Origin of the sequence: Microbacterium trichothecenolyticum (assembly GCF_000956465.1) — a bacterium.
GTDB lineage: Bacteria > Actinomycetota > Actinomycetes > Actinomycetales > Microbacteriaceae > Microbacterium > Microbacterium trichothecenolyticum.
Map to the genome: position 1 here is coordinate 1 of NZ_JYJA01000035.1, position 14,969 is coordinate 14,969.

Annotated in this window: 14 protein-coding genes; 6 read left to right on the forward strand and 8 right to left on the reverse strand. The window is 70.1% G+C overall.

Translation table 11 applies throughout. The annotated features are described in order from the left end of the window. The first annotated feature begins 149 nt into the window (after positions 1 to 149). Positions 150 to 758 (forward strand): PadR family transcriptional regulator, encoded by a 609-nt coding sequence (locus RS82_RS10655; RefSeq protein WP_045299236.1) that lies wholly within the window; start codon positions 150 to 152, stop codon positions 756 to 758. Between the two features lie 145 nt (positions 759 to 903). Here the strand turns inward: RS82_RS10655 and RS82_RS10660 are convergent, their stop codons facing one another. Further along, positions 904 to 2,400 carry an aldehyde dehydrogenase family protein gene (locus tag RS82_RS10660; RefSeq protein ID WP_045299238.1) on the reverse strand — a complete coding sequence of 499 codons (1,497 nt, stop codon included), beginning with the start codon at positions 2,398 to 2,400 and terminating at the stop codon, positions 904 to 906. 207 nt (positions 2,401 to 2,607) lie between these two features. Between RS82_RS10660 and RS82_RS10665 the strand changes: the two genes are divergently transcribed. Then, positions 2,608 to 3,267 carry a GntR family transcriptional regulator gene (locus RS82_RS10665; protein ID WP_045299240.1) on the forward strand — a complete coding sequence of 220 codons (660 nt, stop codon included), beginning with the start codon at positions 2,608 to 2,610 and terminating at the stop codon, positions 3,265 to 3,267. Positions 3,268 to 3,413: 146 nt separating this feature from the next. On the opposite strand, the gene RS82_RS10670 is transcribed toward RS82_RS10665, so the two are convergent. The 5 genes from RS82_RS10670 to RS82_RS10690 are packed head-to-tail and all read right to left on the reverse strand — an operon-like array spanning position 3,414 to position 8,173. Continuing rightward, complete coding sequence (locus RS82_RS10670) at positions 3,414 to 4,682, reverse strand: ABC transporter substrate-binding protein (RefSeq protein WP_045299242.1); 1,269 nt, start codon at positions 4,680 to 4,682, stop codon at positions 3,414 to 3,416. A 21-nt stretch (positions 4,683 to 4,703) separates the two neighbouring features. Next, positions 4,704 to 5,813, reverse strand: coding sequence for a branched-chain amino acid ABC transporter permease (locus RS82_RS10675; protein ID WP_084695572.1), 1,110 nt, complete (start codon positions 5,811 to 5,813; stop codon positions 4,704 to 4,706). Further along, positions 5,813 to 6,694 carry a branched-chain amino acid ABC transporter permease gene (locus RS82_RS10680; RefSeq protein ID WP_045299244.1) on the reverse strand — a complete coding sequence of 294 codons (882 nt, stop codon included), beginning with the start codon at positions 6,692 to 6,694 and terminating at the stop codon, positions 5,813 to 5,815. Before RS82_RS10680 ends, RS82_RS10675 begins: the two co-directional genes overlap by 1 nt. Before the next feature lie 2 nt (positions 6,695 to 6,696). Next, positions 6,697 to 7,407, reverse strand: a complete 711-nt coding sequence (locus RS82_RS10685) for an ABC transporter ATP-binding protein (RefSeq protein ID WP_045299246.1) — start codon at positions 7,405 to 7,407, stop codon at positions 6,697 to 6,699. Next, a complete protein-coding gene (locus RS82_RS10690) occupies positions 7,394 to 8,173 on the reverse strand; it encodes an ABC transporter ATP-binding protein (RefSeq protein WP_045299248.1) in 780 nt (259 codons plus the stop codon). The genes RS82_RS10685 and RS82_RS10690 overlap by 14 nt, the downstream gene beginning before the upstream one ends. Before the next feature lie 261 nt (positions 8,174 to 8,434). Between RS82_RS10690 and RS82_RS10695 the strand changes: the two genes are divergently transcribed. From RS82_RS10695 to RS82_RS10705, 3 genes are read left to right on the forward strand one after another with little or no spacing between them, the layout of a single operon-like run. After that, entirely contained in the window at positions 8,435 to 9,820 is a 1,386-nt protein-coding gene (locus RS82_RS10695) for an aminomethyltransferase family protein (protein ID WP_045299250.1), read from the forward strand. Positions 9,821 to 9,857: 37 nt separating this feature from the next. Beyond that, the gene (locus RS82_RS10700) at positions 9,858 to 10,754 is read left to right on the forward strand and encodes an IclR family transcriptional regulator (RefSeq protein ID WP_084695573.1); all 897 of its coding nucleotides are present in this window, start codon (positions 9,858 to 9,860) and stop codon (positions 10,752 to 10,754) included. A 10-nt stretch (positions 10,755 to 10,764) separates the two neighbouring features. After that, positions 10,765 to 11,544: a DUF1932 domain-containing protein gene (locus RS82_RS10705; protein ID WP_045299592.1), complete on the forward strand. Its 780-nt coding sequence runs from the start codon at positions 10,765 to 10,767 to the stop codon at positions 11,542 to 11,544. 168 nt (positions 11,545 to 11,712) lie between these two features. Here the strand turns inward: RS82_RS10705 and RS82_RS10710 are convergent, their stop codons facing one another. Then, positions 11,713 to 12,576 carry an IclR family transcriptional regulator gene (locus RS82_RS10710; protein ID WP_084695574.1) on the reverse strand — a complete coding sequence of 288 codons (864 nt, stop codon included), beginning with the start codon at positions 12,574 to 12,576 and terminating at the stop codon, positions 11,713 to 11,715. 52 nt (positions 12,577 to 12,628) lie between these two features. Further along, the gene (gene ligM, locus RS82_RS10715; protein ID WP_045299252.1) at positions 12,629 to 14,047 is read right to left on the reverse strand and encodes a vanillate/3-O-methylgallate O-demethylase; all 1,419 of its coding nucleotides are present in this window, start codon (positions 14,045 to 14,047) and stop codon (positions 12,629 to 12,631) included. Between the two features lie 149 nt (positions 14,048 to 14,196). On the opposite strand from ligM, the gene RS82_RS10720 reads away from it, so the two are divergent. Further along, on the forward strand, positions 14,197 to 14,955 hold the full coding sequence (locus RS82_RS10720) for a PIG-L deacetylase family protein (RefSeq protein ID WP_045299255.1): 759 nt from the start codon (positions 14,197 to 14,199) through the stop codon (positions 14,953 to 14,955). The last annotated feature ends 14 nt before the right edge of the window (positions 14,956 to 14,969 follow it).

Genomic DNA, 14,969 nt, shown 5'->3' on the forward strand with positions numbered 1-14,969 from the left:
CCGCGCCGCCGGCCCCGCCCGCGAGAATCCATCTGACGGCCGAGACAGCGGTTTTCACCCATGGTCTCGGCCGTCAGATGAATTCTCGCGGGGATGGGCCGCTACCCTCGGGCGAGAAGGGCGAGAAGGGCGACAAGGGAGAGAATGCGATGAGTCTGCGCTACGCGCTGCTGGCGATCCTGCGCGTCGGCCCCCTGTCGGGCTACGACCTGCAGAAGCAGTTCCACCAGTCGGTCGGTCACGTGTGGCACGCGCCCGACTCCCAGATCTACCCTGAGCTGCGCAAGATGGAGGAGCTCGGCCTGATCGAGGGCGAGGAGCAGACCCGCGGCGAGCGCGGCACGCGCCGCATGTACCACGTGACGGATGCCGGCGACCGGGCTTTCCTCGCCTGGATGGCCTCCCCCCTCGACTACCAGAGGGTGCGCGACCCCGCGCACCTGCGCGCGGCCTATCTCGAGACCGCGACGCCGGAGGAATCGCGCGCGTTCCTCGAGCGGCACATCGCCCAGTGGCAGGGCGAGCTGGCGCAGTGGGAGGGCGAGCTCGAGCGCATCGACGCGGTCGCCAACCCCATGCTCGTCCGGCGCCTCGCAGTCACGGCGGATGCAGACCGCGAGCGCACCATCGCCTACAAGCGCTTCGCCTACGAAGGCCTCGTCGAGCGCGCACAGGGCGAGATCGCCTGGGCCCGCCGCGGCCTGGAGCTCGTCGACCGCCTCGACGGCGCCGCGACGAACTCAGCGACCGGGTCCTGATCCGGTCGCGGACCCGACCGGCGTCCACGGGGCCCCGTCCCGGGCCTGGGGCGCATCCCGTCCGTTGGGGCGCGGATTGCGCACCCCAACGGGACGAATCGCTCCCCGCACCCGGAAGACGGCTCAGAGCCGAACCCGAATCAGGTCAGTGGGCCATCGAGGCCAGCGCCTCCGGGTCGAGGGTCGCGATCGAGCGGGTGTCCTGGAAGGCGCGGACGCCCTCGATCCCCTGCTCGCGACCGAACCCGGACTGCTTCATCCCGCCGAACGGGGCGCGCAGGTCGAGGCGCGTCGCGCCGTGGTCGTTGACCCAGACGTAGCCGCACTCCAGCTGCGAGCCGACCCGCTGCGCGGCCTCGGGCGAGGCCGTCCACACCGAGCCGCACAGGCCGCCCCACGTGTCATTGGCGAGGCGCACGGCCTCGGCCTCGTCGTCGAACGGGATCACCGGGATGACCGGACCGAACTGCTCCTGAGTGACCACGCGCAGGTCGAGACCAGGGTCGACCACGATCGCGGGCCGAACGAAGTTGCCGCCGGCCAGGTCGCCGCCGGGAAGCTCGCCGAATTCGCGGACGTCGGCGCCGGCATCCTTCGCCTCCTGGATGATCTCGTCGACGAACGCCTTCTGGGCCGGCTGGTGCAGGGGGCCCATCGTGGTGCCCTCGTCGAGCCCGTAGCCCAGCCGTGCCGCCTCGAGCCGGGCCGTGAGTCCCGCCACGAGCTCGTCGACCCGCGAGCGGTGCACGAACACGCGCTTGGCGTTCATGCAGATCTGACCGGTGGTGTCGTAGATCGCCGCGTACAGCCGGTCGAGGTGGGCATCGTCGAGGATCGCGTCGTCGAGGAACACCGCCGCGTCGTTGCCGCCGAGCTCGAGCGTGACCCGGGTGAGGGTCTTCGACGCCATCTCCATGATCCGCTTGCCGCCGTTGACGCTGCCCGTGAAGCACACCTTCGCGATGTCGGGGTTCTGGATGAGGCCGGCCATGTCCTGGTCGCGTCCGGTCACGACGTTGAGCACGCCGGGCGGCAGCTTCTCCGCCACGCGCTGCACGACACGGGTCGTCGCGAGCGGCGCCGAGGGCGGCGGCTTCACGATCGCGGTGTTGCCCGCCAGCAGGGCGTGCGGCAGGGCGGCGCCGAGGATCGCGATCGGCCAGTTGAACGGCACGATCACCGTGACGACCCCGAGGGGCTGGTACGTCACGTCGGTCGAGACCGGGATCGCCCCGGGGATCGGAGGCAGCGTCTTGGAGGCGTCGACCTCGTCGGCGAGCATGAGCGCGAGGTTCCAGCGGATCTCGAACACGAGGCCGTCGATCCAGGCCTCCATGCGGATCTTGCCGTTCTCCTGCGACAGGATCGCGGCGTCCTCGTCGCGGTCGTCGGCGATGCCCGCGATCGCGGCGGCCATCTGGGCGGCGCGCTCCTGCGGTGTGAGCGCCGCCCACGCCGGGAAGGCCTTCTTCGCCGCGGCGACGGCATCCTTCACATCCGATTCCGTCGCGGCCGCGGCCTCACCCACGACCGCGCCCGGCTTGCCGGGGTCGGGGATCGTCAGCACGTCGTCGGTGAAGCGCTCCTCACCTCCGATGAACAGGCCTGTCCGGACCGCAGTCCCCATCGCCGTCTCGCCCATGGAACGTCCACCTCTCCGTGTTGTCCAACGTGGATCCGCCTCGGGTCGGCGCGGATCGACACCTCTCCCAGCGTGCCTCTCCCATGCGCCTGAATCAAGATTGTCGACGATTTTCGCGCGGATTTCGTATGAGATTCTTCGCGTCGATCGGCGCCACGCGAGATAGTGTCAGTGCACGGATGAAGGCGCCGAAGGAGGTTGGCCGAGATGACGGATGCTGCAGTGCTGAGCGACGACGAGACGATCGAGCGTCCCGACCTGACGCAGGTGATCCGCGAGGCGATCCTCGACGCGCAGTTCGCGCCGCATCAGCGCCTCATCGAGGCCGATCTCAGCGAGCGCTACGGCGCTTCGCGGGCCTCCGTGCGCACGGCTCTGCTGAACCTCGCCGGCGAAGGCCTCGTCGAGCGCCTCCCCAACCGCGGTGCGCGCGTGCGGGCCATCACCGTCGACGAGGCGATCGAGATCGTCGAGGTGCGCATCGGCCTCGAGACGCTGTGCGCCCGCAAGGCGGCCGAGAACCTCACCCCCGCCGACGCCGACCAGCTGCGGGCGCTGCGCGCCGACATCGAGGCCGCGATCGGATCCGGCGACCTGATGGCGTACTCGCGCCTCAACCAGGAGCTCGACCGCCGCATCCGAGACCTCAGCCGCCACGGCACCGCGACCCAGCTGCTCGAGCGCCTGCGCGCTCAGTCGGCCCGTCACCAGTTCCGTCTCGCCTTCCACCCCGGCCGCGCCGCGACGTCCGCCCCCGAGCACATCGCGATCATCGACGCGATCCTCTCGAAGGACCCCGACGCCGCCGAAGCCGCCACCCGCGCCCACCTGTCGGGCATCGTCGAGGTGCTGCACGGCATGGAGTGAGGCACCGTCCTCGCTCCGTCGCACGCGAGAGACCACGAACGCGCTGAACCACCACCGCGGGGATGGTTCCGCGGTGCGATCGCGGTTTCTCGGCAACGGCGAAGGGGCGGACGGATGCCTCCGCCCGCCCCCTCGCCCCGCTCAGGTCATTCGTCCCAGGATTCGGCCGGGGCGTAGCCCTTGCCGTTGTACTTCTGCACCTGCACGGTCGAGACGGCCGGCTGGCCGTCGACGGTCGTGTCGACCGTCGAGCCCTCGAGCATGAGCGGTGCGGTGTAGCCCGAGATCGTGCGAAGCTGTTCCATGAAGTCGGCGCGCGTCGGCTCGGTCATCTTCGCGAAGACCTGCTCCAGCGTCGCGCCGACCTGGTACGACCAGACGCAGTGCGGGAACGCCGGCGGGTCGGGGTAGTTCCCGAACTCCTTGAGCTCCGACAGGAATGCGGCGCCCTCTTCGCTGTCGGCGAAGGTGGGTGCCGCCGCCGACTGCGCGAAGGCGACGGTGTAGACACCGGGGAACGCGGCCGCGCCACCCGGCTCGAGGATCGCGCTCGGGCTCGAGGTGTTCGACGGCAGGAACCACGAGGGCAGCCAGCCGAGTTCCTGCGTCTTCTGCAGCGACGAGATCACCAGCGGGGTGATCGACATCGCGTTGAAGAACACGTCGGCGCCCGAGCCCGCGAGTTCGGTCAACTGCGCGTCGACCGATGTGTCGGTGGCCTCATATGTGAGCTCCTTCACGACCTCGATGTTGTCGGCGCCCTCGATGCCCGACTTGAAGCCCTCGACGTAGCCTTCGCCGTAGTCGTCGTTCTGCGACAGGATCGCCACCTTGTGGTCTTCACCCGATCCGGCCAGCAGCTCACCGAAGGCCTGACCCTCGTTCAGGTAGGTCGGCACGAAGCCGAGCTGCCAGGGGCTCTCCTCCGCGTCGCTGAAGATCGGATCGCCCGTCATGATCAGCGCCTGCGGCACCTCGTCGGCGATCGCCGCTTCGCGCCACGCGCGGTTGGTGGGGGTGCCGAGGCCGGCAGTCATCGCGAACACGCTGCTCTTGAGCTGGTCGTAGTTGGCCTTCGCCTTCTGCGGGTCGTACTCGTCGTCGAGCGCTTCGATCTCGACCTTGCGGGTCTTGCCGTCGCCGAACTCCACCCCCCCGTCGGCGTTCTTGGCGCCGAAGTAGGCGGTGATGCCCGCGACGGTGCACGTGCCGGGGCCCGCCGTGGGTCCCGACAGCGGCGTCGTGATGCCGAGCGTGATCGAGCTGTCGGTGATGCCGGGACTCGCCTCGGCCGCGCCGTCTTCGGTGCTGTTCGGCGTTCCGCCGCCGCGCGAGCAGCCGGCGGCGAGGACGGCGACGATGCCGATCCCGGCGACGACCGAGGCGACACGCATCCTCCTGCGGTTCGTGCTCATGGTCCTGCCTCTCTGTGTGGGTTATGACTGTGTCGTTGACGGTGGTGGGGTCGATGGGGGCGTCGGCGGGCCGCCGAGGGCGTCCGCGACCGCCGAGGTGCCGGCGACGGATGCCGCGGCATCCGTCCGCTTCGCGTCCACGTTCGGCGCGGCCCCTCGTGGCGAGCCCGAGCCGCGGTCGGGGCGCCGCCACAGCCGCGGCAGCGAGACGAGGCCGCCAGGGAGGACGAAGAGCACGACGAGGAGGATGGCGCCCTGCAGCATCGCCGTGATGTTCGGGTCGATGAGGTTGGTGATCTGCGGAAGCACCACGTACCAGACGCCGCCGAGGAGCGAGCCGATGATGCTGCCGGCGCCTCCGATGACCATCGACGCGAGCAGTTCGATCGAGTGACCGAAGTGCAGCGTCTCGGGCGACGTGTACTGGATCACGACCATGTAGAGGAATCCGCTGACGCCGCCGATGAGCGAGGCGATCGTGAACGCCAGCACCTTGTAGCGGTACGGCGAGACACCCATGGACGCCGCGACCGCCTCGTTGCCCTTCACGATCGCGAACGCACGGCCGTATTTGCCGCGCACGAGGTTGCGGGTGAGCAGGAATGTGATGCCGCCGATGAGGATCACGATGTACAGCTGCCACTGGTCGTCGTACAGGCCTGTCCACTCGGGGGCGTCCGAGAAGCGCGCGGAGGTGCCCTGCGATCCCCCGGTGAAGTCCGACAGCCTCTTGGCGAGCGGGAGGCCCACCAGGGGGAGCGCGATCGTCACCATCGCGATCGCGAGCCCGCCCAGGCGCGCCGCGGCGAGCGCGACGAGAAGCCCGAGCACCGCCGGCAGGACGCCCGCGAACAGGAAGACGAGCGCGATGTTCCAGCCCGCGTTGACGCCGAAGGCGGTGGCGTAGGCGCCCGCACCGACGAAGAAGATCTGACCCAGCGAGACCTGGCCGGTGTAGCCCATCACCACGTTCAGTCCGAGCACCGCGACGGCGAAGACGCCGATGCGCGCGATCGTCTGGTTGGCGAACTCGGGCAGGATGAGCGGCCCGACTGCGAGCAGCACGACGACGAGGCCGATCCACGCCCACCTCACCCAGGGGCGACTCCAGAACTCCGTGGTCGAAGCCATCAGACGCGCACCACCGCTTTCCGGCCGAACAGGCCCTGTGGCCGCACGATGAGCACGACGAAGATGAGGATGAACGGCACCGCGATCTTGAGGTCGTGTCCGATGAAGGGGATGTAGACGGCCGCGAGGTTCTCGAGCACGCCGATCAGCCACGCCGCGACGACGACGCCGATGGGGCTCGTCAGGCCGCCGAGGATGCAGGCCGCGAGCGCATAGACGAGCGCGGAGTCCATCATCCCCGGGGTCAGCGTCAGCTGCGGGGCGACGAGGACGCCGGCGACGGCGCCCAGCACGGCGGCGAGCCCCCAGCCGACCATCAGGCTGCGGCCGACGTTGATGCCCGAGAACGCCGAGGAGGCCGGATTGATCGCGACCGCCCGCAGCGCCAGGCCGAGCTTGGTGCCGAGGAACAGCGCCTGCATGAGGATCATGATCGCGACGATCACGAGGATCGTCCCGAGCGAGCGCACACTGATGACGGCGCCGGCGACCTTGATCGTCTCGAGCGGGAAGAGGGAGGGGAAGAGCCGGTTGTTGTACGTCCAGATCCACGCGCACACGCCCGTGATGAGGGTGAGCAGGCCGATGGTGACGACGACCGCGGTGTCGGGGTCGCCGCGCTCGAAGCGGCGGATGAGGTACCGCTCGATGAGTGCACCGAGGAAGAACGACGCGACGATCGCGATGAGGATCGCCAGCACGAGCGGGATGCCGAACCCGTTGAGCGCCCATGCGATGTAGGCCGACAGCACGGCCATGCCGCCCTGCGCGAAGTTGATGAGGCCCGTGGCCTGGTTGACCAGCACGATCGCGAGCGCGAGCGCCGCATAGATCGACCCCGTCGACAGTCCGTCGATCACGAGCTGGATGAACGTGCCCACCCTCAGCCTCCCAGGTACGCGCGGCGGATCTCGTCCATGCCCTTGAGCTCCGCGGTCGAGCCGGTCAGGACGTTGCGCCCCGTCTCGAGCACGGTCGCGCTGTCGACGAGGGTGAAGGCGAGGTTGGCGTTCTGCTCCACCACGACCATCGCGATGCCCGACTCCGTGCGCAGCCGCCCGATCGCCTGGTAGACGGCCTTGGCGGTGCTGGGAGCGAGACCGAGGGATGCCTCGTCCAGGAGCAGCAGCCGCGGCCGGGCCATGATCGCCCGCGCGATGGCGAGCATCTGCTGCTCTCCTCCCGACAGCGCGGACCCGTTGGAGCGGATGCGGTCCGCGAGCTGCGGGAAGAGCTCGAGGCAGTAGTCGACGTCGGCGCGGATCGCCTTGGCGTCCTTGCGGCGGTATGCGCCGACACGAAGGTTCTCGCGCACCGTGAGGTCGGAGAGCGTGCCTCGCCCCTCGGGCACGTGTGCGATGCCCAGCGCGGCGACCTGGTCGGGGCGGAGGCCTCGGAGGTCCTTGCCGTCGAAGCGGATGGTGCCCGTCGAGCGCACGGTACCCGACACCGCGCGGAGCGTCGTCGTCTTGCCGGCGCCGTTGGCTCCGAGGATGCCGACGGCGCCGCCCTCGGGGACGGTGAGCGACACGCCCTCGAGCACCTGGACGCGCCCGTAGAACGCTCGGACGTCGGCGAGTTCAAGCAGCGTCATCGACCGCGTCCTTCCCGAGGTAGGCCTCGATGACCCGCGAATCGGACTGGGCCTCGGCGGCCGAGCCCTCCATGAGCTTTCGCCCGTGGTCGAGCACGACGACGCGGTCGGTGAGGGCGGAGATGAGCCCCATGTTGTGCTCGACGATCACGACCGTGATGTCGTCGTCGCGGACGCGCCGCACGGTCTCGATCAGCTGCTCGACCTCGGAGTGCGGCAGGCCGGCGGCCGGCTCGTCGAGGAGGAGCAGCCGCGGCTTCATGAGGAGCGCGCGGCAGAGCTCGACACCCTTGTGCAGCCCGTGGGAGAGCTCGTCGGCCCGGGTCTTCGCGGCCCACCCCAGACCATGGCTCTCGAGGAGGTCGAGCGCCTCCCGGCGCAGCGCCTTCTCGGACCGCACCGTGCGCGGCAGGCGCAGCGACCACTCCACCGCGCCGCCGGGAAGCCGGCTGTGGGCGCCGAGCAGCACGTTCTCGAGCACCGTCTCGCGCAGCTGCAGCGCCGGATGCTGGAAGGTGCGCGCGAGGCCGTGCCGGGCGAGCGTGGCGGGCGGCGAGCCGAGCACCTCGTCGTCGTCGATCGTGATCGAGCCGGCGCTCGGCCGGTAGTGCCCGCTCACGCAGTTGAACAGCGATGTCTTGCCGGCGCCGTTGGGCCCGACGAGACCGAAGATCTGCCCGGCTTCGACCGTGAAGGTCACGTCTTCGAGCACCTCGACGCCGCCGAACTGAAGGCTGACGTCGCGGACTGCGAGCCGAGCGCCCATGGCTCCACCTTTCGCATCGTCGCGTCGTCGTGGTCGGTCGGGGACTCGAGTCCTCCCCTGGTTGGGAAGCTACGGATCCACGGCGAGATTGTCAACGATTTTGGTGTGAAGTTCCGCGACCGTGATCTTGCGACTCCGATGCTGGCGCGCAGGGCGGTCGGCTGCGGCATCCGTTTCCGCTCAACGGAACTTCTCGACGAACCTGGGCGGAGTCGCTCCTACGCTGACCGCAGCTTCCCCATCAACGAAGGAGGGTCGACGATGACCACGACCGACTCGACGCCAGAGTCACTCGCCCAGGCGATCGATCGCGCCGGCAGCCCTGTGGAGCTGCTGCGCAACCAGAACTGGCCGGCGTTCACGTTCCCGGTCGCGCCGGAGTTCACGAACTGGCGCGACGAGCAGCGGGCATGGAACACGTCGGTGGCGCTCATGGACCAGTCGCACCACATGACGCAGCTGTTCCTCGACGGCGCCGACCTGATCGCCCTGCTGAGCTCCATCTCGCCGAACACGTTCGCGACGTTCCGCCCGGGCGTCGCGAAGCAGCTGATCTCGGTGAACCAGGACGGCTATCTCATCGGCGACGGCATCCTGTTCTACAACGCCGAGGGGCCCGAGGGCCTGGTGCTCATCGGGCACCACATCCTCATCGACTGGGTGCGCTTCAACATCGAGAAGGCGCAGGCGCTCGGCAAGGACGTGCGGTATCGCCTCGAGGCGAACTCGCACATGCGCCAAGGTCCGCCGACGTTCTACCGCTACGAGCTGCAGGGACCGCACGCCGACCTCGTGATGGAGAAGGTGTTCGGCGGGCCGGCGCCCGAGATCAAGTTCTTCCACATCGGCGACGTCACCATCGCGGGCCGGCCCGTCAAGGCGCTGCGCCACGGCATGGCCGGTCAGCCCGGCTTCGAGTTCTACGGTCCCTGGGAAGACCACGAGATCGTCCTCGACGCCCTCATGGAGGCGGGCGCCGAGCATGGCATCCGTCGCGTCGGAGCGAAGGCGTACTCGTCGTCGCCGCTCGAGTCGGGCTGGGTTCCGACGCCGTTCCCGGCCGTCTTCGACGACGACTTCGCCGAGTATCGCGAGTGGCTGCCGGCGGCCCGCATCGGCTCGGTGGGCGGCTCGCTGTACTCGACCGACATCCACGACTTCTACATGACGCCGTTCGACATCGGCCTCGGCCGCTCGGTGCGCTTCGACCACGACTTCCACGGACGCGAGGCGCTCGAGAAGCACGCCGAGAACCAGCGGCGCCGCAAGGTCACGCTGATCTGGAACGCCGACGACGTCGCCGCGGTCGTGCGCTCGCAGCTCGAGCCCGGCACTCCCGCGAAGTACCTCGACTTCCCGAAGGCGCGGTACGGGCTGTACCAGATGGACGAGATCCTGAAGGACGGCGAGCGCGTGGGGATCTCGACGGATGCCGGGTATGTGGCGTACGACCAGCTCTACATGTCCCTCGCGACCCTGGACGCCGGCCTCAGCGACGGCGACGAGGTCGAGGTGGTGTGGGGCGAGGACCCGATCTCGCGCAAGGACGGTGTCGACGCCGACCACCGCCAGGTGCGCATCCGCGCGACGGTCGCCCCTGCGCCCTACCACGACTACGCCCGGACGGTATATCGCGCGAACGCCTGAGCCGGCGGGCATTGCGGGCGTCATCGAGGAGGATGCCGTGGCACGAGGATCTGCGGGCGAGTCGGTGCTGCACCGGCACCTGCGCGTGCTCGAGAGCTTCGACGCGTGGCATCCGTTCCTCACCCTGACGGAGATCGCCGAGGCGGCGGGCATCCCGCCGTCGAGCGCGCACCGGCTCATCGCCGAGCTGGAGCGGGAGGGGCTGCTGGAGCGTCTGCCCGATCGCACGTATCGGCTCGGGGTGCGGCTGTGGGAGTTCGCCAGCCGCACGCCGGGCGCGGTCGGCCTCCGCGAGATCGCGCGACCGTGGCTGGGCGCGGTGCACGAGCGGGTGCGGCAGCACGCTCAGCTGGGGGTGCTGAGCGGACGCGACGTGCTCTTCATCGACCGGATGTCGACCCGCGATGCCGTCGTCAACGCGACGCTCATCGGCGGCCGCATCCCGCTGCACGCGTCCTCGAGCGGGCTCGTGCTGTTGGCGCACGCCGACGCCTCCCTCGTCGCGGACGTGATCGCGCGGGGCCTCCGCAGCTACACCGACCGCACCATCCACGCCGGCGTCGAGCTGCGGGCGCAGCTGCGTCGCGTGCGCGAGGAGGGGTACGCGGTGACCGAGGGGCACATCCATCCCGAGTCCCGCGGCATCGCCGTGCCGGTGACGGGGCCCGGCGGGGGCGTGTACGCCGCGATCGGCGTCGTGGTGCCGAACGACGGCGCATCGACGCACGCCTACGCCGAGCTGCTGCACCGGGCCGCCACCGGCATCGCACGCGATCTCGCGGTCGCCTACCGGCCCGACGTGGACGAGCGCACGCACGGCATCCGGTCGCTCGTGAGCGGGTCGCGCCGCTCCCTCGAGTTCCTCGAGAGCCTCGACAACGACCCTCACGACGCGGGCGCGCTCCCCGCCCCCGGCCCCGCGGCCCTGCTCTAGGGTGGCCGCCATGACGACGATCGCGATCCTGGGTCTCGGCGAAGCCGGCCGCAGGTACGCGCGCGGCCTGGCCCACGCCGGCGCCCACGTGCGCGGTTTCGACCCCGCGCACGATCTCGGCGATCCCGACGTGCCGCAGTTCGCGACCCTGGCCGACACCCTCGCCGGGGCGGACGTGGCGCTGAGCCTGGTCACCGGCCATGCCGCGGCATCCGTCGCCCGCGATGCTCTTCCGCACGTCGTAGACGGCGCCGTCTACGCCGACCTCAACACCGCCGCGCCAGAGCTCAAGCAGCGCATCGCGCGCCTGGCCGCCGATCGGGGTCTCGCCATGGCCGACGTCGCCGTGCTCGCGCCGGTGATGCGCGCGGGTCACCGCACGCCGCTGCTCGCGAGCGGCTCCGGCGCCCATGGGTTCGCCGAGCGCATCACCCCCTTCGGGGTGCCCGTCGAGGTCGTCGACGGTGAGGCGGGCGAAGCTGCCCGCCTGCGGCTGCTGCGGAGCGTGTTCATGAAGGGCCTCGCGGCACTGGTGCTCGAGGGACTCGGCGCCGCCCGCGCCGCAGGAGCCGAGGACTGGCTCCGCGTGCAGATGGCGCAGGAGCTCGGGCCTGACGGGGCCGCGCTCATCGATCGCCTCGTCGACGGCTCGACGACGCACGCCGTGCGCCGCGAGCACGAGGTGCGCGCGGCCCTCGCTGCGCTGGAGTCGTCGGGGCAGCCCGCCGACATGACGCGCGCCACGCTGGCGTGGTTCGAGCGGCTGGTCGCCGAGCGCGACCACGGCTGAAACCCGGCGACCCCGCAAGTCCGGCCGCGCCCGGCCCGGCCGGAGTTACCGGCACCGGCTCTCTCGATGACGCGAGCTCGTACGCCTGGGTGACGCAGTGATGCGCCGGCCGAGATGACAGGCGAGGGCCCCGGAATCCACCGATCCCGGGGCCTTCGGCGTGCGGGGTCAGCCCACGGATGCCGACGGCATGGTGTGCGCGTCGAGCGACGAGAAGTAGTCGAGGGACCGCCGCGACGTGCTCGCCATGGTTCGCATGCCGTGGCCGCCCGGCGCGCCACCGGCCTCGGTGAGAGCGCGGGCGATACCCGCGGCCGCCACGGTCAGCAGCTCGATCGCCGGCTGAGGCGGGGTGCCGTCGCTCGCCACCACGACGCCCAGTGCGGCGTGGACCACGCCGTGGTGATCCATCACCGGCACCGCGATCCCGCGCGACTCCCGGTGGATGTGCCCCTCGGTGACCGCGAACCCGTCGGCGCGGACCCTCCGAAGCCTCGCCCGCAGCGCTTCGGCGTCGCGGATCGTCGCCGGAGTGTACGCCGGCCATCCGGCCGCGATGACGTCCTCCACGACGCCGGGAGACGAATGCGCGAGCAGGACGAGCCCGCTCGAGCTCACCGGCAGCGGCACGCGGCCGCCGATCACCGTGGCGTTGACGACGGCATCGCGGGTCGAGAGCCGCTCGATGAAGAGCACATCGCGTCCGCTGAGCACGCCGAGCTGAGTGTGCTGGCGCACGCGGGAGTGCACGGCTTCGAGCCACGGCCGCGCCAGCTCCCGCAGACCGAGGGCGCCGGGCGTGCGCGAGGCGAACTCCCACAGCCGGAGGCCGAGCCGGTACGAACGGTCCGGCATCCGCTCGAGCAGACCCTCGCGCTCGAGCTCGGCGACCAGGCGATGGGTGGTCGACACGGCCAGCCCGGTCGCGTCGACGATCTCGGTGAGCGTCAGTAGGGGACGAAGAACGTCGAAGGCCTGCAGCACCCGCAGGTGCTTGTGCAGGACCGACTCGCCGTCCGAGCCGCGTGCCACGTCGGCACCTCCTTCCCTTTCGGCGACGGATGCCTCCGCACCCGGTCGCGGGCTAGACCACTGCCGCGGTGCGCCACCCGCCGTGATACTCCTGGCGGGCGGTCACGGCGTACGGCACCGGGCTCACGACGGCGCGCACGGCGAGCTGCTCGTGCGGCTCGACGGTGGTCTTGCGCGAACCGCCGTCGGGCTCGCCCCACACCACACGCACCTCCGCGCCGATCGGCACATCGCGGTCGACGGTCGCAAGCGACAGGCCCCGCTTCTCGTTCGCGGTGACGCCGGTGAACAGGGACAGGCCGACCGTGTCGCCGTCGGCGTCGATCACGGCGTCGTAGTTCGACGAGCCGTAGTTCGCGTTCGGCAGATCGAAGAACTGGTACCCGGGACCCTCTCGGTCGATCACGCTCGTGAGCAGCTTGCTCAGGTCCTCGTCGTTCCACGCGAGGGTGACCTTCTTGCGCTGCGTCTCGGGGTCGACCCGCTCCAGCGCGTCGCGGCCGATGAAGTCGTGGTCGAACTTCACGAACGAGCCGTAGCCGAGGTCCCAGGGATTGAGGTAGTAGTCCTCGATGTTCTGCGACACGAACGACCCTGCGAGGGCGTTGATGGCCTCGTAGCTGCTCGCGGGCAGCCACTCGCGGTAGCGGCGCTCGATGTCTCCGCCGGTGTAGATCGCCGGCAGCGGCGAGGGGATCCAGCCGGACTCGAGCGTGTTCGACGAGTACGCGCGCGAGCCGCACGGCTCGAGGCCGAACTCGCGGCCCGCCTCGAGCACGGCGTCGCGGATGCGACCGTGCTCTGAGTATGGTCCCCAGATTTCGAGGCCCGGGGCTCCCGCCATACCGTGGCGGAGCGTGCGCACCTGCTGCCCCGCGATCTCGAGCTCGCCCATGTGGAAGAACCGCACCTGCTCGACCTCGTGCCCGGCGAGCTTCTCGATGATGGGCCACGCGTTCGGGCCCTGGATCTGGAAGCGGTAGAACTCGCGTGTGACGGCCTCGCCGTAGGGGCGCGACGGCGAACGGTCGTCGTAGCGCGTCTCGACGTCGTAGTCCCCGGTCTCGGCGTGGAACTGCAGCCAGTTGGCGCCGGGCGCTCGGCCGACGTAGACATACTCGTGCTCCGAGAGGTGGAACAGGATGCCATCGCCGACGACGCCGCCGGTCGACGAGGTCGGCACGAACTGCTTCGCCGTGTTCACCGGGAAGTTCGAGAAGGAGTTGACGCCGGTGTCGGAGAGCAGCGTGAGCGCGTCGGGACCGGTCATGAAGAAGTTCACCATGTGGTGGGTCTGGTCGTAGAGCACGGCGGTCTCGCGCCACGCCTTCTGCTCGCGCCGCCAGTTGGTGAACTCGGCCGGCACCACCGGGTAGATGTACGTGCCCAGCTGAGAGTTGCGGAGCAGGTCGACGACGCTCCCCCGCTCGGCGGTGTATTCATCCAGCAGTTGTTGAAGGTTGCTCGCCATGCCTGTCTCGACTTCCTCGTCCAGTGGTTCGTGCCGGTGACCTGACCGCGATGCTACGTCGGGGCTATACCTACGTCCAGAGGTATTTGGTCGCCACGATTGTAGACAATTTGTTGACCATTTCGCCACGGGTATGGTTCGCTGGCCCCATGACAGACACCGCCGCCGACACGCTCCTCGTCGTCAGCGCCCACGCCGGCGACTTCGTGTGGCGGGCGGGCGGCGCGATCGCCGCCGCAGCCCTCCGAGGGGAGCGAGCAGTGGTCGCGTGCCTGTCGTACGGCGAGCGCGGCGAGTCGGCCAGTCAGTGGCTCGACGGCAAGTCGCTGGATGAGATCAAGCGCATCCGGCGCGACGAGGCCGAGGCCGCAGCATCCGCACTCGGAGCAGAGATCGAGTTCCTCGACCTCGGTGACTACCCGCTGGTCGAGTCGCGGGACGCCGTCTCGCGGCTCGTGGACCTGTACCGGCGGGTGCAGCCCACCGTCGTGCTCACGCACACCCTGCGCGACCCCTACAACGGCGACCACCCGGCGGCGGCGCGCATGGCGCTCGAGGCCCGCGTGCTCGCGCAGGCGATCGGCGTCGCGAACTCCGACGGCAGCTACCCCGGAAAGGCCGACATCATCGGCGCCCCTCCGGTCTTCTTCTTCGAGCCGCACCAGCCCGAGCAGTGCGACTTCACGCCCGACGTGCTCCTCGACATCACCGAGGCGTTCGGACGCAAGCGCGCCGCGATGGAGTGCCTGCCCGCCCAGAAGCACATGTGGTCGTACTACACCGACCTCGCGGTCCGCCGCGGCGTGCAGCTCAAGCGCAACGCGGGCCCGAACCTGGGCCTTCACCACGAGACCATGGGCGAGGCCTACATGCGTCACTTCCCGCAGGTCACCTCGGTGCTGTCGTGAGCGGGGTGCGTCCG